Raw genomic sequence first — 25,452 nt, 5'->3', positions numbered from 1 at the left:
AGAGCCATGTGGTAAATTTTATCCAGAAAATCGTTTTTTAATTTTCTGGATTGATAAATCTTATTGTATAATTTTCACAACAAAATAAAATATTATGTCAACAAATATAACTTCCCAAAATTTAGAAAAAATAATTCCTGAAGCAGAAGATTTCTTACCACTTTTAGGTACTGACTATGTAGAACTATATGTAGGTAATGCAAAGCAAGCTGCGTACTATTATCAAACCGCTTGGGGATTTCAACCTATCGCATATGCTGGATTAGAAACTGGACTAAAAGATCGTGTATCTTATGTATTACGCCAAGACAAAATTACCTTAATACTTACTTCTCCATTACAACCAGATGGTGATATCAACAAACACATCAATGCACATGGTGACGGAGTTAAAGTTGTCGCTCTTTGGGTTGATGATGCCATAAAAAGTTATGAAGAAACTACTAAACGTGGTGCGCAATCTTACATGGAACCAATTGTAAAGGAAGATAAAAATGGTACTGTCGTATTTTCTGGCATACATACTTATGGAGAAACAGTACACATTTTTGTAGAAAGAAAAAATTACAATGGTGTATTCTTACCAGGATATGTTGCTTGGGATAAACCATATAGTACAGAATCTACTGGTCTCAAATATATTGATCACATGGTAGGAAATGTAGGTTGGAATGAAATGAATAAATGGTGTGAATTTTATGCAAAAGTTATGGGATTTGCTCAACTAGTATCTTTTGATGACAAAGATATTTCTACTGAGTATACAGCATTAATGAGTAAAGTAATGAGCAATGGTAATGGAAGAATTAAATTTCCTATAAATGAACCAGCCGAAGGAAGAAAAAAATCTCAGATCGAAGAATACATAGATTTTTATAATGGAGCAGGTGTACAACATATGGCATTAGCTACTGATAACATTATAGAAACTGTTTCTGCTCTTCAAAACAAAGGAGTCGAATTCCTTACTGTACCAGCTAGTTATTACGAAACTGTTTTAGATAGAGTTGGAGAAATTGATGAGGACTTAGAACCCTTAAAAGAACTTGGGATTCTAATAGATAGAGATGACGAAGGATATCTATTACAGATTTTTACTAAACCTGTCTTAGATCGACCAACGATGTTTTTTGAAATAATTCAAAGAAAAGGAGCCCAATCTTTTGGAAAAGGAAATTTTAAAGCATTATTCGAGGCAATAGAAAGAGAACAAGAGCAAAGAGGAACACTGTAAACCAACTACTTTCTTTAAAACTCTTAAATCCTCTTGAATAATTAAAGCAAGCATTGTTAATAAATTGAGATTATTGAAAAATAATGCGTTTCTGCCTAAATTTTTGTTAAATATCATAATAAAAAAACGTTTTCGTTTGATAATTATGCAAAAAAAGCTGATGTTTGTATCATAAGCGGAGTGGTTACTGCTTATACCAAAAACAATAATTATTCTCATAATTTAAGTTTTTAGTTGGTTAATAAAAGTAAAAGAGAGCTGTGGTGGCTCTCTTTTTTTATCAGCTTTTTTTAAGAATTAAGTAATACTACTAATTTTTATCTGTTTATATTATATAGTATTTTTGGAATGGATATTGTAAATATTCATCATAATAACACATACGTTAATAAAACAATGCCCAAAACAGTCATGAAAAGATATCTTCTTTTATTACTAATTATGATTTCAGCTTCTTCGGTTGCTCAAGAAAACCACAAGTCTTTTGAAAATGGCGAATGGTTTAAATTTAAAATCCGTTACGGAGTTTTTACAGCCAGTTACGCTACCTTAGAAGTTAAAGATGAAATGCTTAATGGAATGCCCGTCCATCATATTGTGGGAACAGGGAAATCTTCAGGGCTTTTAAGTGTGTTTTTTAAAGTAGAGGATTACTATGAAACATACGTAGATAAAAACGAAATAAAACCTTATCGATTTATTCGTAAGATCAACGAAGGAGGTCATACCAAGGATATTGAAATTAATTTTGATCACGATAATAAAAAAGCGCAAGTATTTAATAAAAAATATAATAAGAAAGAGACATTTAATACCAAAGACAACATACAAGATATGATGTCTTCATTTTATTACCTAAGAAATAATATTGATGTATCTTCGCTAAAGAAAGGTGATGAACAATTTGTCAATATGTTTTTTGACAATGAAAATTATTTGTTCAAATTACGTTTTTTAGGACGAGAAACAATAAAAATGAATGGTAACAAAATTCGTTGTTTAAAGTTTCGTCCAATTGTACAAGCCGAAAGAGTATTTAAAGAAGAGGAAAGTTTGACTGTTTGGGTAAGTGATGATGATAATCGCATGCCAATTAGAATAAAAGCTGATATTCTCGTAGGATCTATTAACGCAGATCTAATAGCTTACAAAGGTCTAAAACACCCTCTCAAAATTGTTATAGATTAATGGACCAATCCATAAAACCTGAGATTGCTGAAAAAATATTACAGCTCGAAAAAAAGTTTAAAAATTCCGGTCAGGATCTTGGATCCTATTTAGACGGTTTACTTCATGATAAGTATCTTACTTACTGGGACTATATACACCTAGATACGTTACTTAGTTTACAGATTCCAAGAACACATTTCCCTGACGAGGAAATTTTTATAATGTATCATCAGATTACTGAGCTTTATTTTAAATTAATCATCCATGAGTTGAAACAAATTATTGATGATAAGTTACAGAATGCCGAATTCTTTACAAAAAAATTAGATCGAATTAATAGGTATTTTAGAGTTCTGATAAACTCTTTTGATGTTATGATCAAAGGAATGGATAGAGATCAGTTTTTAAAATACAGAATGTCACTTTTACCAGCAAGTGGATTTCAATCTGTTCAATTTAGAATGATCGAAATATACGCCACTCCATTAATACATCTGGTAAACACTAAAGAAAGAGGTCAATTTTCTGAAGAAGATCCCCTTGAAGAAGTATATGAACATTTATACTGGAAATCAGGAGCTACAGATATCAAAACTGGTGAAAAAACATTGACGCTCAAACAATTTGAATATCGTTATACACCTAGAATGATGCGTATTGCTCATCAAGTAAAAGAAAGTACGATATATCATAAATACCTGGAACTTCCGGAAAAAGAGCAAAATAATGTGCAGCTTATCAATGCAATGCGTACTTTTGACACCAATGTAAATATTAATTGGTTATTAATGCATATGGGTGCCGCCTACAGGTATCTTAATAAAGATAAAGGCGAAGTATTGGCTACAGGAGGAACTAACTGGAAAAAGTTTCTACCCCCAAGTTTTCAAAGGATCATGTTTTTTCCTAATCTTTGGAGCGCAGAGGAAAAGGAAAATTGGGGACAACAATGGGTAACCCATCAATTTAATACCACAAAATAAAGTCAGTTGAAGAATTTAGGTTGCATACTACTTTTATTAGTAGTATTGATTTCATGTCAGCAAGAGAAAAAAGAACCAGTAGTTACAGTTCCCGAAACAATTGAAGAAATAAAAGAACCACCGGTTGTTAAGGAATTTGGATACAACCTTAATAATTTTATGGTGGTTAGAGATACTGTTCGACCTGGAGATAGTTTTGGAGCTATTTTAGATAGTCATGGTATTTCTAGAGCTAAAGTTTTCGAAATTTCAAACAAAATTAAAGACACATTTAATGTAGCCAGAATTACCGCTGGAAAAGCATATGCTGTCCTTAAGTCAAAAGATACTACTGAAAAAGCACAAGTTTTTGTATATCAAAATGGACTGATAGATTACACTGTTGTAGATTTTAGAGATAGTATTGTTGCAAGAAAAAGCGCAAAACCAGTAAAGATTGTAGAAAGAATAGCTTCTGGAACCATAGAAAGTAATCTATCACAAACTTTTGATGAAATGGATCTTAGCTTTCTTGTTGCCTATAAAATGGCAGATATTTATGCTTGGACTATAGATTTCACAAGACTTCAAGCTGGAGATCAATTTAAAGTAATCTATACTGAAAAGTATATAAACGACACAATTCCTGCTGGGATTGGTGAAATCAAAGCATCCTATTTTGAGCATAGAAGTAAACCCATCTATGCCTTCCAATTCGAAGACGATACTATTAATAGAACCTCAGACTATTTTGATCAAGAGGCAAATAACCTACGAAGAGCATTTCTTAGAGCACCAGTTCAATTTAGTAGAATTTCTTCAAGATATAATCTAAAAAGAAGAATAAAATACTACGGAAACAAAATAAGACCTCATCGCGGGACAGACTTTGCTGCTCCTATCGGAACTCCTATTTTAGCTACAGCAGATGGTACAGTAACTAAATCAGAACGTAGAGGAGGAAATGGTAAATATGTAAAAATTAGACATAATTCAACCTACGAAACGCAATACTTACATATGAGTAGACGAGCAGTAAAGGTTGGAGAATATGTTAGACAAGGAGAAGTAATTGGATTTATTGGAATGACTGGAAATACAAGTGGACCTCACGTGTGCTATCGTTTCTGGAAAAACGGAAAAGAAGTAGATCCATTTAAACAAGATTTACCCGCATCCAAACCATTAAAAGATAGTTTACGCCCTGCTTTTTACAAACACATCGAACCTTTAAAAACAAAATTAGACAGCATTATATTCAAACCAAAACAAGAAATATTATAACCACATGGCACTACCAACTATTAATCCCACCACCACAAAAGCCTGGGGAGCACTTAAAAATCACTATGAGAATATTAAAGACACTCATCTAAAAGACCTTTTTGCGAAATCTCCAGATAGAGCAGGAAAATTCTCAATTGAATGGAATGATTTTTACGTAGATTATTCTAAGAATAGAATTGATGAAACTACCAAAAAACTTTTGATAGAACTGGCTAAAGAAGTCCAACTGGATAAAGCAATACAAAGTTATTTTGATGGAGAAATTATAAATGAAACAGAAGGAAGAGCCGTTTTACATACTGCTCTTAGAGCACCATCTGGTAAAACTATTAATGTCAATAGCAAAAATGTAGTTCCAGAAGTTGGTGCCGTAAAAACCAAAATTCAAACATTCTCTGATAAAGTTGTCAATGGTGAGCTAAAAGGATATACTAATAAATCATTTACTGATATCGTAAATATCGGTATTGGTGGTTCAGATCTTGGGCCTGCAATGATCACAGAATCTCTTGAGTATTATAAAAATCATTTAAAAGTACATTTCATATCAAATGTCGATGGTGACCACGTCCATCAAAAACTAAAAAATCTAGATCCGGAGACTACCTTATTCGTTGTAGTTTCAAAAACCTTTTCTACACAAGAAACATTATCAAATGCCACTACAGCTAGAAGTTGGTTCATAAAACAAGCCGCTCAAGAAGCCGTAGAAAAACATTTTGTCGCAGTATCTAGTAATATTCCTAATGTAACCGAATTTGGTATCGCAGAGGAGAATATTTTTCCTTTATGGGATTGGGTTGGGGGTCGCTTTTCTCTTTGGAGTGCTGTTGGCCTATCTATAAGTTTATCAGTAGGTTTTAAAAACTTTGAGGCTTTATTAGAAGGTGCTTACGAAATGGACGCCCATTTCAGAACTGCCAATTTTGAAGAGAACATACCCGTTATTTTAGGATTATTAAGTATTTGGTATAATAATTTCTTTGGTGCCGAAAGTGAAGCAGTTATTCCTTATTCTCAATATCTTCATAGATTGCCAGCGTACCTACAACAAGGAATTATGGAAAGTAATGGAAAAAGCGTAGATCGTAACGGAAATCATATCGATTATCAAACGGGAACTATTATCTGGGGAGAGCCAGGAACAAATGCCCAACACGCTTTTTTTCAGCTAATTCATCAAGGGACAAAACTTATTCCTGCAGAATTTATAGGTTTTAAAAATTCTTTGTTTGAAGATAAAAACCATCAAGATAAATTGATGGCCAATTTCTTTGCCCAAACAGAAGCTTTAATGAATGGAAAAACGGAAGAAGAAGTTCTTGAAGAATTACAATCCAAAAATCTATCAGAAGACAAACTAAAAAAGTTAATTCCGTTCAAAATTTTCACTGGTAACAAACCTACCTCTACAATACTTATCAACAAACTAACTCCCAAAAGTTTAGGTAAACTAGTATCTATGTATGAACAACGAATTTTTGTTCAAGGAGTCATATGGAACATATTTAGTTATGATCAATGGGGTGTAGAACTAGGTAAGCAATTAGCTACAAATATTCTAAAGGAAATCGATAATTCGCAGATTTCTGACCACGATTCATCTACAAAAACACTGTTAAAAAAATATTTAAATTAATTACTATTTTGGTTAATAACTTTTGAATATTTTCAATTGATTACAAATCAATTGAATACGAAATAGAGTTACCTTAAAACCGTTAAATTTTTATGTGAAAAATTTTAACGTTTAGATAAACTTAGATTGCACAAAGATTCGTTCTTTTGCGCCAAACAATTAACTCAATTCATTATAATGAAAAAGATTACATTTTTATTTGTTGTAATTCTTTTGGCGACGTTTGCAGAAATGTCTGCCCAAGGTGTTACAAAATCTTCCATGAATGGAAAAGTTACAGATAATACAGGTGCCGCACTTCCGGGTGCTAATGTGATTGCAATTCATACACCATCTGGTACTAAGTATGGAGCAATTACAGATTTTGACGGTTATTATAGGATCGCCAATATGAGAACTGGAGGACCATATAGAGTAACAATCTCTTATGTTGGTTTTTTAGGTTTCGTACAGGACGGAGTATTTCTTCAGTTAGGAAGCTCTAAAGCGATTAACACTCAAATGAAAGAAGAGGCTAATGCTCTTGAAGAAGTTGTAATTACAGCTAATCGTAGTGGAGTATTTGATTCTGGTAAAACAGGAACTGAAACTACAGTTACTGAAAGACAAATTAACTCTTTACCTTCTGTATCTAGATCAGTAGCGGATTTCGTAAGAATAACTCCGCAAGCACAGATTACTGAAGGTGATGACGGATTCTCAGTTTCTTTAGCAGGTCAAAACAACCGATACAATGCATTATACATCGATGGAGGTGTAAGTAATGATGTATTTGGTTTAGCAGGCTCTGGAACAGATGGAGGACAAACTGGAGTAAACCCATTCTCTATTGATGCGATCGAAACATTTCAGATTAACATCGCTCCATTTGATGTAAGACAGTCAGGTTTTGCAGGGGGTGCTATCAACGCAATTACTAGATCTGGAACAAATAGAATTGAAGGATCGGCATATACGTACTTCAGAAATCAGGATCTTGCAGGAAAAACTCCTCCTAGCCTAGTAGGTGATGGTGAAACTAGAGAAAAATTAGCAGATTTTTCTTCTAATATTTACGGTGTTAGAATAGGTGGTCCAATTGTAAAAGACAAATTATTCTACTTTGTTAATTACGAAAGAGAAGAAACTGAAACACCGCAACCATTCAACTTTAGTAATTATCAAGGAGACTCTAGCTTATCTGAAGTTCAGGATCTTTCAAACTTCTTACAAACTACATACGGATTTAACCCAGGTGGTTTTGACAATAATACAAGAACATTAGAAAGTAACAAATTTACTGTAAGATTAGATTGGAATATTAACGACAATAACCAATTAAGTGTAAAACATAATTATGTTAGCGCAGATAACCTAGAAGCTAGAAATAGTGGTAATACAAGAATCGGTTTTATAAATGGTTCTGAGCTTTTCGAAAGTGTAAAAAACGAAACAACTTTAGAGCTTAACTCTTCTTTTGGTAGCTGGGCGTCTAATAGTTTATTAATTGGATACAAAACAGTAAGAGATGACAGAGATCCATCAGGGGATCCTTTTCCTTCTGTAGATATTAGAGATGGTAATGGTACTATTACTTTTGGAGCAGAACCTTTCTCTACTGCAAATTTATTAGACCAAGATGTTTTAAATATTGCTGATAATTTTGAAATCTATAGTGGTAAACACACTATAACAATCGGTACTCAACACGAGTTTTCTAAAATAAAGAACCTTTTCTTTGCATTTAACTATGGTGATTACACTTTCAATAGTGTTAGTGATTTCTACGCTGGAATTATTGACGAATACCAAAGAGGTTATTCTCTAGTAGGAGGTAACGCTGTTGGTGATGAGTCTGATGGGGCTTCAGAATTTAAATTATACCAACCAAGTGTATATGTTCAAGATGAAGTTAGTATTTCTGAAAACTTTAAATTCACTGCTGGTTTAAGAGTAGATGTTCCTATTTTCGAAGATGGTCCAGTAAATGATGACTTTAACAACAGAACAATTCCTATCTTAGAAGCTGCTGGAAAAGATTTACGTGGAGCTAGAGTTGGTAAAGCAATTAACCCTAAAGCACATTTATCTCCAAGAATTGGATTTAACTGGGATGTGAAAAATGATAGAACTACTCAAATACGTGGTGGATTAGGAATGTTTACTTCTAGAATCCCATTAGTATGGCCTGGAGGATCTTACAACAACAATGGTATTACAGGTGGATTTACAGGTGGATTTAACTTAGATCCTTCTACAATCACTTTTAACCCTGACATTAACCAACAGCCTGTTGCAGTAGCACCTGGAACTGGTGGTTTAGCTGGTAACATTGACATCTTTTCTCCTGATCTTAGATTACCACAATTTATGAAATATAACATCGCGATAGATCAAAAATTACCATTCTGGGGATTAATTGCTAGCGCGGATTTCTTATATACGGATGTAATTACAAATATCTATTATGAAAACTTAAACATTGCAGAAGCAGAAGGCTTCTTAAATGGTGCTGATAACAGACCTTTCTATAGCGATAGCTTTGGTGATTTAATCGATAATACATATGGAAGAATTACATTAGGAACAAATACAGGTGAAGGTTTCTCTTATAACGCTTCTGTTACATTAAGAAAACCATTCTCTAATGGTTTCCAAGGAAGTGTATCTTATTCTTACGGAGAAGCAGAATCAATTTTTGATGGAACTTCTTCTCAGAATAGTTCTCAGTGGAGAAATATACAAACTGTAAACGGTAAGAATGCAGACATACCTTTAGGAAGATCAGATTTCTCAGCTGGATCTCGTGTAACTGCAAATGTAAGTTATGAAAAAGAATACCTTGGTTTTATGAAATCTACTATTGCTCTTTTCTATGAAGCTAATCAAGGTTCTCCATACTCTTTTATTTATAGAGAAGGTAGAGATCTTTTAAATGATGATTCTAGAGATAATGCCTTAATCTATATCCCAGCTAACCAAAGTGAAATCGTATTGGTTGATGGAGAAAATGGATTAAGCTCTCAACAACAATGGGATGCTTTAAATGCATTTATCGAAGGAAATGATTACCTAAGAGACAGAAGAGGTCAGTATGCAGAGCGTAATGGATCAAGAGGCCCTTGGAGTAACACTATTGATTTAAAATTCTTACAAGACTTTTATATCAATACTGGAAAATACAAAAACACGCTTCAGGTATCTTTAGATATTTTCAACTTCACTAATTTATTAAATAAAGATTGGGGAAAACGTAAGTTTACTAGTGACGTTCGTTTGTTAGAAACGGAACAAGCTGGTCCTGATCCTGAATTTAGTTTTAATCCTGCTTCTTTCGAAAATGGGATCGAGCAATTAGATGATAATGGATTACAATCATCAAGATGGCAAATGCAAGTTGGTTTAAGATATATCTTCAACTAAAACATATAACCATAATTCAAAACCTCGCTCAAATTGAGCGAGGTTTTTTTATACATTATGTTTACCTTTGGATAAACTAAACACATCATTATGTACGAAGCTATACAAATCGTTCACTCCTATTGGGCATATCTAGTTGTTCTTGTTGTTACCCTTGCTACTATCAACGCTTTAATTGGTTTTTTTACTAAAAGAGAATATGCACCTAAAGATTTTAGAATATCACTTTTTGGATTAATAGTTACACATCTTCAACTATTGATCGGTATCGTTATATTCTTTGTCTCTCCTACGATTGTATGGTTTACAGAAGGTATCGGAATGAGCGAAATCATGAAAGACCCTCTATTAAGATTGTATAATGTAGAACACCCAACAGTAATGATCTTAACTGTAGTGTTAATTACAATAGGATATTCTAAGCATAAAAAGAAATTGACCTCTACACCAAAACTTAAAATGTTAGCAATTTTTTATACACTAGCTTGGATATTAATGTTATCCCGAATTCCTTGGGCAAATTGGTTCTAAGAACCAAATACCGTTAACACTAATTTTCTAGAACCTCCATAGTTTCTATGTTCACATAAATAGATCCCTTGCCAGGTTCCTAAATTAAGTCTGCCACTAGTAATTGGTATCTGTATAGAAGTTCCCATTAATGAAGCTTTAATATGTGCAGGCATATCATCAGGACCTTCATAAGTATGGATATAATATGCTTGATTTTCTGGCACCATTTGATTCATATGGCTTTCAAAGTCCTGACGAACAGTAGGATCAGCATTTTCATTAATGGTCAAACTCGCCGAAGTATGTTTGATGAAAACCTGTAATTGACCAATAACTATTTCGCTAATCTCAGGAATTTTAGAAATTACTTCATCTGTAATCAAATGAAAACCCCTAGAATACGGTTGTAATTTTATTTCTTTTTGAAAGAATTTCATGAGATCTACTGTTTAAGAATAGCAATTTAATACAAATTTCACAGGAAGAGTTTATATTCTTACTGTAAACTCTAATACCTTTGTCATCTTAACTTTTATCATATGGATTTATCTCAAATAAAATTAGTAGCTACTGATATGGACGGCACTCTCCTTAACTCAAGAGGGGAAGTAAGTCAATCCTTTTTTTACTTATTTGATGAATTAAAAGAGTTAGGTGTAACGTTTGTTGCCGCAAGCGGTAGACAATACTACAGTATTCTTCATAAACTAAAAGCCATTAAAGATGATATGATTGTTATTGCCGAAAACGGTGCATTAACAATGCATAAAGATGAAGAATTACAAACAACAGAAATTGATCGAAAAACATATTTAGAACTCTTAGATGCAACAAAAGATCTTAAAGGTTCTCAAGTAATTCTATGTGGTCGAAAAAAAGCATATATAGAGGATTATGGTAAGGATTTCGAAAACATGTTAGAAGAGTTTTATGGCAGGTACGAAATAGTAAAAGATTTATCAGAGGTAATTGATGATCAATACTTAAAAATAGCAATATGTAATGAGAAGGGATCAGAAAAATATTTGTATCCAGCTCTTAAGCACCTAGAAAGCAGATTAAAAGTAAAAGTCTCAGGAAAAGTTTGGCTTGACTTATCCCATAATAATGCCAATAAGGGATATGCGCTTAAAAATGTTCAGAATAGCTTAAATATTTCAACCAATGAAACTATGGTATTTGGTGATTACAATAATGATCTAGAAATGATGTCACAAGCAACATATAGTTTTGCAATGCAAAATGCACATCCTAATGTAAAAGCTGTAGCAAATTATACTACTAAAAGTAATGACGAAAATGGGGTTGAATATATGCTCTCTAAGATGATTGAGGCAAAAAGAAAAAAATCTATTTAGGAAAAATCTATTTCCTGTAAAAACAAATTCTTCTTTAAATGATCTGTTACCAGTATTTCCCTAAGAAATGCAAGCTAACACGATAGAAATGATAAAAAAATAAACGTAGATAGGTTGCTTAGTAAAAAAATTCTGCATAGCTCTTTACATTATTGTTGTTTAGTTCTATATAGATACATAAATAAAACTTTATATAACTATATCTGGATACAAATATACAAAAAAAAGGTTAAAATGCGTTTTTAATCCTAAAAAAACGCATTTTAACCTTTTTAAATCTATTTTATAGAAGTTTTTTCTTACTTATTTAATTCTTAAAATAATTAATCATTTAATTTCAATACAGCCATGAAAGCTTCCTGTGGAATTTCTACATTACCTACCTGACGCATACGTTTTTTACCTTTTTTCTGTTTTTCTAAAAGCTTACGCTTACGAGAGATATCACCTCCATAACACTTAGCAGTAACATCTTTTCTTAAAGCTTTCACTGTTTCTCTGGCTATAAATTTCGCACCAATTGCAGCTTGAATTGGAATGTCAAATTGTTGGCGAGGAATCAATTCTTTTAATTTTTCACAAATCTTTTTACCAATACCGTAGGCATTGTCTTTATGGAGTAAAGCAGATAACGCATCTACTATATTTCCATTAAGCAACATATCTACTTTTACTAATTTCGATGGACGCATACCAATAGGTGTATAATCAAAAGAAGCATACCCCTTAGATACCGTTTTAAGTCGATCATAAAAATCAAATACGATTTCTGCTAACGGCATATCAAATGTCAACTCTACCCTCTCTGTGGTTAGATAGGTTTGATTTGTAATCTCACCACGCTTTTCAATACAAAGAGACATTACTGAACCCACAAAATCTGACTTGGTAATAATAGTTGCCTTTATATAAGGTTCTTCTACACGATTCATAGAAGACGGATCTGGTAAATCTGTAGGGTTATTAACAATGATAATATCATCAGGGTTCTTATTAGTAAATGCATGGTAAGACACGTTTGGCACCGTAGTAATTACGGTCATATTAAACTCTCGTTCCAATCGCTCTTGGATGATTTCCATATGTAACATCCCTAAGAATCCACAGCGAAAACCAAATCCTAATGCAGCAGAACTCTCTGGTAAAAAAACCAAAGAAGCATCATTAAGCTGTAATTTTTCCATAGAAGAACGAAGTTCTTCATAATCCTCTGTATCTACCGGATAAATCCCTGCAAATACCATCGGTTTTACATCCTCGAAACCTTCAATAGCATTCTGAGTTGGAGTTTTTGCATCTGTAATAGTATCTCCAACCTTTACTTCTCGAGCATCCTTAATACCCGTAATCAAATATCCAACATCTCCTGTCTTAATACTTTTCTTAACCACTTGATTAAGCTTTAGTGTACCCACTTCATCAGCAGAATAATCTTTCCCTGTAGCGACAAATTTAATTTGTTGCCCTTTTTTGATTTCACCATTTACAACCTTAAAATAAGTTTCTACCCCTCTAAAAGAATTATAAACTGAATCAAAAATTAATGCTTGTAATGGCTCATCAGGGTTCCCTTCCGGAGCAGGAACTCTCTCTACAATTGCTTCAAGAATTTCTTCAATTCCAATACCCGTTTTTGCACTAGCAGGAATTACTTCTTCTGGATCACATCCCAATAGATCTACAATATCATCAGTCACCTCTTCTGGGTTTGCACTTGGTAAATCTACTTTATTCAATACCGGAATAATTTCCAGATCGTTTTCCAATGCTAAATACAAATTAGAAATTGTCTGCGCCTGGATACTTTGCGCAGCATCAACAATAAGTAAAGCGCCTTCGCAAGCAGCTATAGAACGAGAAACTTCGTAAGAAAAATCAACGTGCCCAGGAGTATCAATAAGATTCAAAATATATTCCTCTCCTTTGTATGTGTACTCCATCTGAATTGCATGACTCTTGATCGTAATGCCACGCTCACGTTCTAGGTCCATACTATCCAATAATTGCGCCTGAGCCTCACGTGCGGTAACAGATCCTGTAAAATCCAACAATCGATCTGCTAACGTACTTTTACCGTGATCAATATGCGCAATAATGCAAAAATTCCTTATATTTTTCATGCTATCTCTTCAATTAGTCTTTAGGGCGTGACCCACCAGAGGCAGGTCGGGCTTTCCGTTTCAATTCCTCGCACTTCCTTCGTCAGGCTGCGGGATTTCCTCTACAATCCCTCACGCAGTTTCCACTACTGTAATGACTTGCAAATATAATCGATTAATAAGTATAAATTATGTAAACACTACTTATTTTACTTTGTGTAAAAACAAAATTTTTGTATTAGGTAAGACGAATTGTAACTATATAGTTTATCAAAAATCAATACGATATGCTCCAATTAAAATTAGCCTCTAAAGCCTCAAGTCTCTCCATATCTTCCGAACTAAAGCCCCAACTTGTAGGAAAAGCAATAGACACAGATTCTCTTGGATTATTCTCCTGACCTGCATATAATAAATCCAACAATCCTCTGGATCCACCTAGCTGAAAACAATTCGAGAAATTAAGCCTTTCTAAATAATTTAAACTAATTGGATAATCAATAGTTTTTAACGGAGCAGAAGATAAACTTAAAACTTCTAATTTTTCTAAATTAGAGATATCCACCGATTCAATATTATTATCATAAAGATATAACCAACTTACTTCAGGGTTATTACTTAAATCTATACTAGTTAACTTATTATTTCCAAGATTAATATGTTCTAATTTGGGGTTTTGTGAAACATCAATAATCTCTATATTATTATTTGACAAATAAAGAAATTCTAATTCTGGAAATTTAGAAACATTCACATTGTTAAAGGCTATTTTCAATCCTAAACGCTGTAGTTTTGTCAAAGTCTGCAAGCCTTTAATCTCCTCGAATCTTGAACTATTTAGTAACAAAAATTCTAATTCTGTATTATTTGTAAGATCAATAGATGTCATTACCCCAAATCGTAAACTTAGGTCTTTTAACATAGGCAACTTAGCAATAACATCATCAATACTTTGGATGGTATTATATCCTAAACTTAAAATTTCCAAATTATCCAGATCATTTAGCTGTATAGCTGTTACTTTTGCCGGTCTTAATTCAACAGCAGAACCTAAGGTGATTCCCTGAACATCATCTTTTCTTGCTGCTCTTACTGTAATTGTATACGTCCCTGCATTGTCATAGGTATGCTTCAGAAAATCAGAAGCAAATGTAGATTCATTCATCGGAGCCTCCATAGTATCATCTTCTCCATCTCCCCACTCCACATGATACAATGTTGTTTCAAACAATCTGGTAACCATATCTATTTTACCATTAGATTGCGTATCTACAGTTATTGTGTATACCTCTTCAGCCAAATGCCCACCAAATTCTAAAATTAAAGGGTTATCTAATGTATAGGTTAATAATTCTTCTTTGGTAAATCGTTGTTCTATGACTCCCAGATTTCTATCTCTAAAGTAAAAATAAAACGAACCACCATTGTCTACTATATTTATAGATGTCAACATATTATACTCTACATTAAAGCTTAAAGGATATTGCTCTTCTGGATTACTAGGATTCTCAGAAGTTATAAGAAGATTCGTACTTGGAGTAACTTCATTATTCGCTGTTACAATTTTTACAGGAACAGTTAATAAATTTGTTTCATTATCTTCTTCACAAGAAATAAATAAAATAACAAATAATAATAAAAAAGTAGATAAACGAAATGTAGTTATATGCTTCATATTGTATATTTTGGGTGCCGCAAAAATAGAAAAAACTCAGAGGCAGGCAACATTCATTCTACTTTTAATAACTATCACACCTATTTATAAATCTTACATTATTCGTACTTTTGCCACATATTTAAATAATATATAACCTAACAAACAGAGATTGTGGCAAAGATAGGAGACATAGATGTTGGAGAATTTCCATTATTATTAGCACCAATGGAAGATGTAAGCGATCCCCCTTTTCGCGCACTGTGTAAAGAACAAGGAGCGGACGTTGTCTATACAGAATTTATATCCAGTGAAGGATTAATTCGAGATGCAGCAAAAAGCGTAATGAAATTAGATATTTACGAAAAAGAACGTCCTGTAGGAATTCAAATTTTTGGAGCTAATCTTGACTCCATGCTTAAATCTGTAGAAATCGTAGAGGCATCTGGGCCAGATATTATTGATATAAACTTTGGGTGTCCGGTAAAAAAAGTTGTTAGCAAAGGGGCAGGTGCTGGCATTCTAAAAGATATTGACCTGATGGTATCCTTAACCAAGGCAATGGTAGAACATACTAATTTACCCGTTACCGTTAAAACTAGATTGGGGTGGGATCACGACTCTATCAAAATTGTAGAAGTAGCAGAACGAATACAAGATGCTGGTGCAAAAGCGATTGCAATCCATGGTCGCACGCGCGCACAAATGTATAAAGGTAATGCTGATTGGAAACCAATTGCTGCAGTAAAAAACAATCCAAGGATGCATATCCCCGTTTTTGGAAATGGAGATGTTGACAGCCCTGAACGTGCTATGGAAATGCGAGATGAATATGGATTAGATGGAGCCATGATTGGACGAGCTAGTATTGGATATCCTTGGTTTTTTAAAGAAGTAAAACATTACTTTAAAACAGGAGAACATTTACCTCCACCAACTATAGAAGAAAGAGTAATTGCAGCCCGCAGACACCTACAAATGGCAATTGATTGGAAAGGAGAAAAGTTAGGTGTTTTTGAAACTAGAAGACATTATACAAACTATTTTAAAGGGATTCCCCATTTCAAAGAATATCGTATGAAAATGGTCACTAGTGACGATTCTATAGATGTCTTTAACGCATTCGATGAGATTCAGGAAAAATTCAGCGGATTTGAATTTGTATAAAAATACTCTTAACCTAGAAGTTTACTAGCTTTCTATTAATCCTACCCGATGCTAATAAAGACGCAATAATTCCAATTATCGTTATTGTAAAAAATACTAACAGAAAACTAACCAATGTAATTTTAGTTGGATACGGCAATGTAGGCGTAATCATTAACAGACCAAACTGTTGCTGACACGTAATCACTATAAATCCTAAGAGCAATCCTAATAAGGCTCCTAAAACAGTCATTAATGATCCCTGGAATAAAAATATTTTTCTAATATTCTGTAGTGATGCGCCAACACTATGCAATGTTTTAATATTTTTTCTTTTATCTATAATCATCATTATTATGGCTCCTGCAACATTAAACAAAGCTATAATTGCTATCAAGGTGATTACTAGATAAGCAGCTAGATTTTCAGTATTTAGCATTTTATACAAAGTATCATTAAGCTGTATTCTATTCTTTACAATAACCTGATCATCAAAAATCTTTAAAATATCATTTTTTACAGATTCTGGATCCGAATCAGGTGTTAATTTAAGCTCTACATTAGTCACTTCATCATTTGGTAAAGCCAATAATTCTCTTGCTAATCCAATAGTACTAAAAACATACTTTTTATCTAAATCTTCATTTACTGAGTACATCCCAATATTTACAGCACTTTTTTTTCGAAAAGCTTTGGAAGGATCTTTAGGAATTCCTTTCCCTGGTTTTGGCACATATATGTTTAAGAAATTAGTATACACCTGCTCAACACCCATTCCTAATTCTCTACTAATTCCGAAGCCCGCAACTACTTGCGCATCATTACCAGTAAGCCATTCTCCTCCAAAAACAATACTATCTGTCTGAATTACATTCTTATAATTAGTATCGACCCCTTTGATAGTACCAGTTTTTTGTTTGTCCTTAAACTTTAAAAACACACGCTCTTCTATAATTTCAGAGAAACTAACAACATTTTCTAAACCAGTTAATTTTTCCTTTTGAGCATCTGTAAAAACAAATGTTTTCCCACTTGATGGAAAAACTTTAAGATCTGGATCAAAATAAGACGAAAATTGAAGACTAAAATCCTTTAATCCAGCGAAACCGCACAATACTATAAACAATGACATAGCTCCTATTACAACTCCAGCTGCTGCGATACCAGTAATAATATTAATAGCATTACTACTACCCGGAGAAAATAAATAACGCTTAGCGATGTAATAAGAAAATTTCAAATTGTTAAATCCTAAGTTTAGGTGAATTTAATTTTAATTAAAGATAATAGAATAAAGGTTTATTTTTATTTTCTAAAGATGATAAAGTTTTACTTCTTCTTACGACGTGGTAATAAATCTGGGTTTTCTAAAGGGTTTTCTTTTCCTTTTATTGCTTTATCGATATTATCAATATACTCTAAAGAATCATCAATAAAATAAGATAATTCAGGCATGCGACGAAGTTGATTTTTAGTTCGCTGAGCTACTTGATGTTTTATTTGTGATTTTACCGCATTCACTTCGTTCAAAACCTTTTCTCCTTCATTATGAGGAAAAACACTCATATATACTTTAGCTATTGATAAATCAGTCGTAACACTTACTTTAGTAACAGAAACTAAAATCCCTTGTACTCCTGCCTCACGTAATGCATGTTGTATTACATCCGCAACATCGCGCTGTAATACTCCACCTATTTTTTTCTGTCTATTTGTTTCCATGACTGCAAAAATAGCTAAATATGTGATGTATTGATTTTCTTTTGCTATAAAATCCTTTCCTTATACCTATTTTGTACTTTTACTTCCAAAGTTATAATAACATCTCATGAATCATATTAACAAAATAGAACACATCGGAATTGCTGTAAAAGATATTGATCAATCAAATCGCTTATATGAACAATTATTAGGTGTTCCTCCTTATAAACAAGAAACAGTAGAAAGTGAATCTGTTATCACTTCTTTTTTCAAAGTAGGGGAAAATAAAATCGAACTTGTAGCAAGTACTAAAGAGGATGGACCTATTGGAAAATTTATTTCTAAAAAGGGTGAGGGTATACATCATATTGCTTTTGACGTAGATGATATTGAAAAAGAATTAGAAAGATTAGAAAAAGAAGGATTTCAATTAATCAATAAAACTCCTAAAAAAGGAGCTGATAATAAGCTGGTTGCCTTTATACATCCAAAAACTACGAATGGCGTTTTGGTAGAGCTTTGCCAAGAGATAAATTAAATTAAAAAAATGTTTGGCGTGTTTGAAGCAATTACTTAAATTTGCCATCCGTTTTAGGTCCCATAGCTCAGCTGGTTAGAGCACCTGACTCATAATCAGGGGGTCCTTGGTTCGAGCCCAAGTGGGACCACCGAAAAGCCTTAGTGAAAACTAGGGCTTTTTTTATTTAATGTAGTAAAACCTAATCAAACTTATTTTAAAAATTTGGTTAAGTTTTGTTTGTAAACACTACCGACAGGAACAAATACATCATTAATTTTTACACGATTCCCTTCGATAAAATCAATTTTTCTAACAGCGATTATATAGGAACGATGAATTCTTACAAAAAGATTATTAGGAAGTTTATTTTCAAAATTTGTTAATCTATCTAATGAAACAATGGTTTTATCTTTCAAATAAATTTTCACATAACTACCAATGCTCTCCAAGTATAAAATAGCATCTAGTGCTACTTGATGTGTTTTCTTATCTCCTTTAATAAATATATGCTCTTGATGATTGCTTGCGGAGTTAGAAATAGAGTTTGATGAAGGTTTCGTTGTAATCTCCAATTCACTCTTGTTTTTAGAAGTTTCCAACAGTTTTTTTTGTTGAACTGCTTTGTTAACAGCTTTTAAAAAACGTTCAAAACTAAAAGGTTTAAGTAAATAATCTTGAATAGCTAGTTCATACCCTTCCATAGCATATTCTTGATATGCTGAAGTAATAATAATCAAAGGAGGATTGTTTAACGTTCTTAAAAAATCTAACCCTTTTAATTTTGGCATATTGATATCTAAAAATATTAAATCAACTTGGTTTTCATTTAAATAATTAATCGCTTCAAAAGCAGAATAACAACCCTTTTCTATGTTCAAAAACGAAAGATTATCGCAGTAATTATTAATGACTCTGTGAGCAAGTGGTTCATCATCTACTATTAAACATCTCATTATAAATACAGTTTTAGGTCTACACGAAATAACGTTTCATTTTTAACAATTTTAAGCTCATGAGTATTAGGATAAATTAACGCCAATCTTCTTTTTACGTTTTCAAGACCTATCCCTTTTTCACGTTCTTCTGTAGGGGTATTAAAATTATTTTCAATGTTAAAATAAAGAGCATTATCATCATCTTTTAAACTTATATTAATAAATGCTTTTTTATCCAATAAATCAAAACCGTGTTTAAAAGCATTTTCAATAAACACGATTAAAATCATAGGAGCAATTTTAACATCGGTATTATTAATTTCATTTTTTAGCGTGATAACCCCTCTTTTATGATGCCTTACTTTTTGTAAAGTAATAAAGTTTTCAATATAAGTTACTTCTCCTGCTACAGAAACCTCTTGTTCTTTGCAATCGTAAATTGTATAACGCATCATTTCTGATAATTTCAAAATAACTGAAGGCGTTTGATCTGATTTTTCTAAAGACAATGCATATAAATTATTAAGCGTATTAAAAAAGAAATGCGGATTGATTTGGTTTTTTAAAGATGATAATTCTAAATGTAATTGATCGTTTTCTATCTGTTTTATTGTAGACAATTGTACAAACCATCGATAAACGATATGCAACAAGGTAGTAACAATTAGCAATAAAACAGTACCTATAACTCCTACTCCATAATTAGGTTTTTCATCACCTTTATTAAACCAATTTCTGTCTATCCAAGGTTCTCCAACACCCAAAACATATCCCCAAATAGCAACTAAAATAATAACAATAACCCCATAAATAAGGTACTTTTTTTTAACAAGAAAATTAGGGATTAACCAGTAAATATTAAAATAAATAGGAGGTGCCAGTAGAAGAAAAATACTAGAGGAAGTTTGAAGAAAGAATTCTGGCAAAGCATTAAGCGAAAGGTTTTCTTTTGAAGAAAAAAACACAATCATGGATAACACTATTGCAATACTCAATAGTATAATTAGATGTATCACAAAACGCTTTTTATGTATCTTAATCATATAACAAAAATATGAATTCACCGGATGAAGAACCTATTCTAATCAATGAAAAGCCAAAAATCATCCATGAATTTGAGGTTTTTATGAACGAACTCAGTTTGTCAATGATTTAATGCCTTATACGTAGCAAAAAGGTAGGTTCGAGAAATTAAATAGCGAGAAATTGACAATTAGAATTTATTTGTTTCATAATCAAAACGAAACAAAATGAATCTAATACTCACTAATTTAAATAAAACATATGCTAACGGAGTCAAAGCTTTAGATAATCTTTCATTAGAAATATCTAGTGGTATGTTCGGTCTATTAGGTCCTAATGGTGCAGGAAAATCATCATTAATGAGAACCTTATCTACATTACAAGAAATTGACAGTGGCACTGCCTTTTTAGGAGAAATAGACATTATAAAAAATCCTGTAGCCTTAAGAAAAGTTTTAGGGTATTTACCTCAAGAATTTGGTGTTTATCCAAAAATTACAGCCAAGCAGTTGTTAGACCATATGGCGATATTAAAAGGAGTATCAGTAAAAAAAGAACGAAAAGATCTGGTAAACTATTTATTACAAAAGGTAAATCTATATGATAAGCGTAATAAAGAAGTAAAAGGGTTCTCTGGAGGAATGAAGCAACGAATAGGTATTGCCCAAGCACTGATTGGCAATCCAAAATTAATCATTGTCGATGAACCCACTGCTGGTTTAGATCCAGGAGAAAGAAATAGATTTCATAATCTTTTAGCAGATGTTGCCAATGATGTCATTGTTATACTATCTACTCATATTGTAGAAGACGTTAGAGAGCTATGTCAAAACATGGCAATCATGAATTATGGTAAGATCATTTGCAAAGGCAAACCTCAAGAAGTTATAAATGAACTAAATAATAAGGTTTGGCAGAAACTCATTCATCGTAACGAACTAGAAAGTTACAATAATACCTATAGTGTAATTTCCAATAAAATGGTTGGAGGCAGCCCTTTAATCCACATACTCAGTGAAGAAAAACCGTCTGAAGGTTTTCAGCAGGTAAACCCAACATTAGAGGATGTATTTTTTGCAAAGATCAATTCCGCCATTAACTAAAAATTCTACAATCATGTTTAGAACATTCTTTCTAAAAGAAATCGTAACAGGTCTTAAGAGACCTATGATTTATATATTCTTAGCTATTTTTACTATCATATCAGCTGTTGGTACAGTTAATTTAGATATTACTTTTGGCGGTGCTACGGGGAACGTTTTTAAAAACGCTCCATATGTCGTTAGTATGTATACAGCCAACTTAAGTATTATAGCATTACTAATTGCCACGGCATATTTTAACAATGCAGCTTTAAAAGATTATCAAAACAACTTCGCAGGGATCTTATTTAGCACCTCCATACATAAAGCAAGTTATTATTTTGGTAGGTTTTTTGGTGGTTTAGTTTTAGCTAGTATACCCTTATTAGGTATCTTCTTAGGATTCTCTATTGGTACAGAAATAGGTTTGGAAGCTGATATTGAAAATACTAAAGCAATTGGAACTATGCAGCCTAAAGTATTTATCAATAACTTCTTGTTGTTTGTTTTACCTAATATGTTTGTTTCTGGAGCCATCATTTTTGCTATTGCAAACAAATGGAAAAGCACTATCATTTCATTTATTGCAACCATTATCATTATAGTTTTTTATTTACTCTCTGGTACATTCATAAACGACATAAGCACAGAAAGCTTAGCTGCGTTAACCGATGTAATGGGTTTAAGAGCATATACGATAGACACCAAATACTTTACTCCTATTGAGAAAAATACGCAAGTAGTATCTTTTTCCGGATGGTTACTCATTAACAGATTACTTTGGGTAAGCATAGGAATAGGAACGCTAATTGTTTCTTATTTTTCTTTTTCATTTGTTCAAAAACAACAAAAAATTAAAGCATCAAAAAAGAGGTTGAACAATAATAAATCAACACAGATATTTTACCTTCCTAAAATAAAAAGCAGCTTTAATTTTAATAATTCCTGGTTGCAATATGTTAGTTTTTTTAGAAGCAACCTTTACACGATTTTAAAAAGCAATACGTTCAAAATATTACTCTTTTTTGGAGTACTTATTTTAATAAACAAACTAATAAATGGATTCGAATATTATGGACTACAATCATACCATCTAACGAGCAAAATTCTAGCTTTCAATCGACCTATTAGCATGATAATGGGAATGATCATATTGGTCTTTTTTAGTGGAGAATTAGTATGGAGAGAAAGAAAAAATGGCATTAATCAAGTAATTGACAGCACTCCTCATGTCTCATTAACGATTCTTTTAGCTAAAATTAGTTCACTAATTACGATTAGCCTTCTGTTTGACATTATGTTAATAGTAATCTCTATTATATATCAATTGCTTAATGGGTACACAAATCCAGAAATAACTATTTATTTACAAGATTTACTATACGCAGGATTGCCAACATATGTTATTTGGTCATGCATACTGATAAGTCTTCAAATCTTCATCAACAACAAGTATCTAACATATTTTGTATCCATATTACTCATCTTTTTAATTGAATTTTTAGTTATTGATATCCTCGGAATTAAATCTTATATGGTAAATCTTGGGTTTTCCCCAAGCTATACTTATTCTGACATGAATGGATTTAGTACCGTATTAACTGCTAAAAACTGGTTTAATGTATACTGGACTCTTTTTGGAATCTTATTAGTTACCACGGCAAGTTTATTTTGGATTAGAGGCGCTGTAAAAGGAATCAAAAATAGATATACATCTGCTAAAAAGCATATTACTAAAAACTATGGTTTAACTTTCTTTATTTGTGCATTCTTATTTGGATTAACAGCTAGTTTCGTATACTATAACACTCAAATTCTGAATACGTATAACACTGCTACCGATATTAAAAAAATGCAAGAATCTTATGAGAAAAAATACAAAAAGTATGAACATCTTGTACAACCCAAAACAGTCTCAATCAAGTATCATGTTGATATTTATCCAAAGGAAAGAAATGTAACTTCTACATCTATCTTAACTATTGAAAACAAAAGTAATTCCCAAATCGATTCTCTTCATTATTCATTGTATTATTTCTTAGGGGAAGGAAATGAAAATGTTGATTTACAAAAATCAAATTGGATAAAAAAAATAAACATTCCTAATTCAAAACTAGTACTTAATGACAAAGAACTAGGGTATCAAATTTTTAAATTAGAAACACCGTTAGCCCCAAATTCAACAATAGATATTACAGTAAATACGGAATATATAAGTCAAGGTTTCGAGAATGAAATCTCTAATGTCAGAGTTGTAGAAAACGGAACTTTCTTTGATTCTACTCATATATTACCCGCCATAGGATACGAACCTTATAATGAATTAATGAATAAAACTGATAGGGAACAGGCAGGATTGAAACCTCGAAAATCAACAACCACATTAGATGAAAAAGAATCTAAAAACCTACAAGAAAACTATATTACTCGAAAAGCATCTGATTGGGTAGATATAGAAACTACTATTTCGACTACAACTGATCAAATAGCTATTTCACCTGGTTCTTTAATCAAACAATGGACTACTGACGGTAGAGTTTATTTTAACTATAAAAATGATCATCAATCCATCAATTTTACCAATTTTATGTCAGCAAGATATGAGGTTGCTAAGAAAAAATGGAATGATATTGATATAGAAGTATATTATCATAAAGCGCATCACTTTAATGTGAGTATCATGCAAGATGCAATAGAAAAATCATTGAAGTATTACAAGGAGAATTTTGGACCTTATTTTCATAAACAAGCAAGGATTGTTGAAATACCTAAGTATTACAATTTTGCTCAAGCTTTTCCCGGGACAATGCCTTATACAGAAGGTGGAGGCTTTATTACTAATCTCACCAACAAAAACGATAATAATGTTATTTATTCGATTGTAGCACATGAAATGGCACATCAGTACTGGGCACACCAAGTAATTGGTGCTAACGTAGAGGGAGCTACAATGTTATCAGAAAGTTTTGCAGAATATGCTGCGTTAATGGTTATGAAAAATGAACTAAAAGATGATTTAAAAATGAAGAAACTTTTAGCGTACGATTTCGAAAGATATTTAACTGGTAGAAGTAATGAAACACAAAAAGAAGTACCACTCATAAAAGTTAAAGATCAAGGATATATTCATTATGGTAAGGGAAGTTTAGTTTTATATGCATTACAAGACTACATCGGCGAGGAAAAAGTAAACGAAGCTTTAAAGGAATTTTTAAATGCTTATAAATACAAAGGAGCACCTTATCCAACTACCTTAGATTTTATAACATATTTACAACCAAAAGTCCCAAACGATTTACAGTTTCTTCTAACGGATTGGTTTAAAGAAATTACACTATACGAGTATCGTATAAAAAAAGCTACTTATAAAACTTTAACTAACGGAAATCATGAAGTAAACATAACCATCAATGCTTCTAAAATAAAAGTTGATAGTCTTGGCAAAGAACATAAAGTTAATCCATACAATTGGGTAGATATAGGTTTGTTTTTTGAAGATAAAAGCCGGCTTCTAATTTCTAAACGTATTTTGATTGATAAAGAAGAAAAGAGCTTTACTTTAGAGGTAGATCAACTTCCTCTAGAAGCTGTAATCGATCCCAAAAGATTATTAATTGAGCTAAATATTGATGATAATACATATCAGATAGAAGAAAGTAAGTAAGCATCTTAGAATACTTAGCTTAAGCCCAAGCAAGCTTCGCACAAAGCTGTTTCTTTTATTAGA

19 protein-coding genes and 1 tRNA gene are annotated in these 25,452 nt (G+C 32.3%); 13 read left to right on the top strand and 7 right to left on the bottom strand.

Annotated features, from left to right (window positions below; genetic code table 11):
* The first annotated feature begins 94 nt into the window (after nucleotides 1–94).
* From hppD to BMY33_RS06475, 7 genes are all read left to right on the top strand, one after another.
* Nucleotides 95–1,234 (top strand): 4-hydroxyphenylpyruvate dioxygenase, encoded by a 1,140-nt coding sequence (gene hppD, locus BMY33_RS06505; protein ID WP_091406821.1) that lies wholly within the window; start codon nucleotides 95–97, stop codon nucleotides 1,232–1,234.
* Between the two features lie 411 nt (nucleotides 1,235–1,645).
* On the top strand, nucleotides 1,646–2,422 hold the full coding sequence (locus tag BMY33_RS06500; protein WP_091406820.1) for a DUF3108 domain-containing protein: 777 nt from the start codon (nucleotides 1,646–1,648) through the stop codon (nucleotides 2,420–2,422).
* The gene (locus BMY33_RS06495; protein ID WP_091406819.1) at nucleotides 2,422–3,387 is read left to right on the top strand and encodes a tryptophan 2,3-dioxygenase family protein; all 966 of its coding nucleotides are present in this window, start codon (nucleotides 2,422–2,424) and stop codon (nucleotides 3,385–3,387) included. Before BMY33_RS06500 ends, BMY33_RS06495 begins: the two co-directional genes overlap by 1 nt.
* Nucleotides 3,388–3,393: 6 nt before the next feature.
* Entirely contained in the window at nucleotides 3,394–4,650 is a 1,257-nt protein-coding gene (locus BMY33_RS06490) for a peptidoglycan DD-metalloendopeptidase family protein (protein WP_244542990.1), read from the top strand.
* Between the two features lie 4 nt (nucleotides 4,651–4,654).
* Nucleotides 4,655–6,292, top strand: coding sequence for a glucose-6-phosphate isomerase (gene pgi, locus BMY33_RS06485; RefSeq protein ID WP_091406818.1), 1,638 nt, complete (start codon nucleotides 4,655–4,657; stop codon nucleotides 6,290–6,292).
* Between the two features lie 177 nt (nucleotides 6,293–6,469).
* Nucleotides 6,470–9,694: a TonB-dependent receptor gene (locus BMY33_RS06480; RefSeq protein WP_091406817.1), complete on the top strand. Its 3,225-nt coding sequence runs from the start codon at nucleotides 6,470–6,472 to the stop codon at nucleotides 9,692–9,694.
* A gap of 90 nt (nucleotides 9,695–9,784) precedes the next feature.
* Entirely contained in the window at nucleotides 9,785–10,225 is a 441-nt protein-coding gene (locus tag BMY33_RS06475; RefSeq protein WP_091406815.1) for a hypothetical protein, read from the top strand.
* On the opposite strand, the gene BMY33_RS06470 is transcribed toward BMY33_RS06475, so the two are convergent.
* Nucleotides 10,222–10,644 carry a secondary thiamine-phosphate synthase enzyme YjbQ gene (locus BMY33_RS06470; protein ID WP_091406813.1) on the bottom strand — a complete coding sequence of 141 codons (423 nt, stop codon included), beginning with the start codon at nucleotides 10,642–10,644 and terminating at the stop codon, nucleotides 10,222–10,224. The two genes, BMY33_RS06475 and BMY33_RS06470, sit on opposite strands and share 4 nt — an antisense overlap.
* A 102-nt stretch (nucleotides 10,645–10,746) precedes the next feature.
* Here BMY33_RS06470 and BMY33_RS06465 point away from each other — a divergent pair, with 102 nt between their 5' ends.
* Nucleotides 10,747–11,565, top strand: coding sequence for an HAD family hydrolase (locus tag BMY33_RS06465; RefSeq protein WP_091406811.1), 819 nt, complete (start codon nucleotides 10,747–10,749; stop codon nucleotides 11,563–11,565).
* Nucleotides 11,566–11,888: 323 nt separating this feature from the next.
* Here BMY33_RS06465 and lepA read toward each other — a convergent pair whose 3' ends face one another.
* Both lepA and BMY33_RS06455 read right to left on the bottom strand, forming a co-directional pair.
* Nucleotides 11,889–13,685 carry a translation elongation factor 4 gene (gene lepA, locus BMY33_RS06460; RefSeq protein WP_091406809.1) on the bottom strand — a complete coding sequence of 599 codons (1,797 nt, stop codon included), beginning with the start codon at nucleotides 13,683–13,685 and terminating at the stop codon, nucleotides 11,889–11,891.
* Between the two features lie 256 nt (nucleotides 13,686–13,941).
* Nucleotides 13,942–15,339 (bottom strand): leucine-rich repeat domain-containing protein, encoded by a 1,398-nt coding sequence (locus tag BMY33_RS06455; protein WP_091406808.1) that lies wholly within the window; start codon nucleotides 15,337–15,339, stop codon nucleotides 13,942–13,944.
* Between the two features lie 153 nt (nucleotides 15,340–15,492).
* On the opposite strand from BMY33_RS06455, the gene dusB reads away from it, so the two are divergent.
* Entirely contained in the window at nucleotides 15,493–16,485 is a 993-nt protein-coding gene (dusB, locus tag BMY33_RS06450) for a tRNA dihydrouridine synthase DusB (protein ID WP_091406807.1), read from the top strand.
* 13 nt (nucleotides 16,486–16,498) lie between these two features.
* Here the strand turns inward: dusB and BMY33_RS06445 are convergent, their stop codons facing one another.
* Nucleotides 16,499–17,704 carry an ABC transporter permease gene (locus BMY33_RS06445; RefSeq protein WP_091406805.1) on the bottom strand — a complete coding sequence of 402 codons (1,206 nt, stop codon included), beginning with the start codon at nucleotides 17,702–17,704 and terminating at the stop codon, nucleotides 16,499–16,501.
* 89 nt (nucleotides 17,705–17,793) lie between these two features.
* Nucleotides 17,794–18,186: a 30S ribosome-binding factor RbfA gene (gene rbfA / locus BMY33_RS06440; protein WP_091406803.1), complete on the bottom strand. Its 393-nt coding sequence runs from the start codon at nucleotides 18,184–18,186 to the stop codon at nucleotides 17,794–17,796.
* A gap of 115 nt (nucleotides 18,187–18,301) precedes the next feature.
* Between rbfA and mce the strand changes: the two genes are divergently transcribed.
* Nucleotides 18,302–18,703 (top strand): methylmalonyl-CoA epimerase, encoded by a 402-nt coding sequence (gene mce / locus BMY33_RS06435; RefSeq protein WP_211482384.1) that lies wholly within the window; start codon nucleotides 18,302–18,304, stop codon nucleotides 18,701–18,703.
* Between the two features lie 56 nt (nucleotides 18,704–18,759).
* Nucleotides 18,760–18,833: transfer RNA gene (locus BMY33_RS06430), tRNA-Ile, on the top strand.
* Between the two features lie 61 nt (nucleotides 18,834–18,894).
* Here BMY33_RS06430 and BMY33_RS06425 read toward each other — a convergent pair.
* Both BMY33_RS06425 and BMY33_RS06420 read right to left on the bottom strand, forming a co-directional pair.
* Nucleotides 18,895–19,638: a LytR/AlgR family response regulator transcription factor gene (locus tag BMY33_RS06425; RefSeq protein ID WP_091406800.1), complete on the bottom strand. Its 744-nt coding sequence runs from the start codon at nucleotides 19,636–19,638 to the stop codon at nucleotides 18,895–18,897.
* Nucleotides 19,638–20,663, bottom strand: coding sequence for a sensor histidine kinase (locus BMY33_RS06420; RefSeq protein WP_091406799.1), 1,026 nt, complete (start codon nucleotides 20,661–20,663; stop codon nucleotides 19,638–19,640). The genes BMY33_RS06425 and BMY33_RS06420 overlap by 1 nt, the downstream gene beginning before the upstream one ends.
* A 207-nt stretch (nucleotides 20,664–20,870) precedes the next feature.
* On the opposite strand from BMY33_RS06420, the gene BMY33_RS06415 reads away from it, so the two are divergent.
* Both BMY33_RS06415 and BMY33_RS06410 read left to right on the top strand, forming a co-directional pair.
* On the top strand, nucleotides 20,871–21,746 hold the full coding sequence (locus BMY33_RS06415) for an ABC transporter ATP-binding protein (RefSeq protein WP_091406797.1): 876 nt from the start codon (nucleotides 20,871–20,873) through the stop codon (nucleotides 21,744–21,746).
* A gap of 13 nt (nucleotides 21,747–21,759) precedes the next feature.
* Nucleotides 21,760–25,389 carry a M1 family aminopeptidase gene (locus tag BMY33_RS06410; RefSeq protein WP_139195603.1) on the top strand — a complete coding sequence of 1,210 codons (3,630 nt, stop codon included), beginning with the start codon at nucleotides 21,760–21,762 and terminating at the stop codon, nucleotides 25,387–25,389.
* The last annotated feature ends 63 nt before the right edge of the window (nucleotides 25,390–25,452 follow it).

This window comes from Aquimarina amphilecti, from assembly GCF_900109375.1.
Taxonomy (GTDB): Bacteria; Bacteroidota; Bacteroidia; order Flavobacteriales; family Flavobacteriaceae; genus Aquimarina; species Aquimarina amphilecti.
This window is presented reverse-complemented; position numbering and strand designations above follow the sequence as displayed.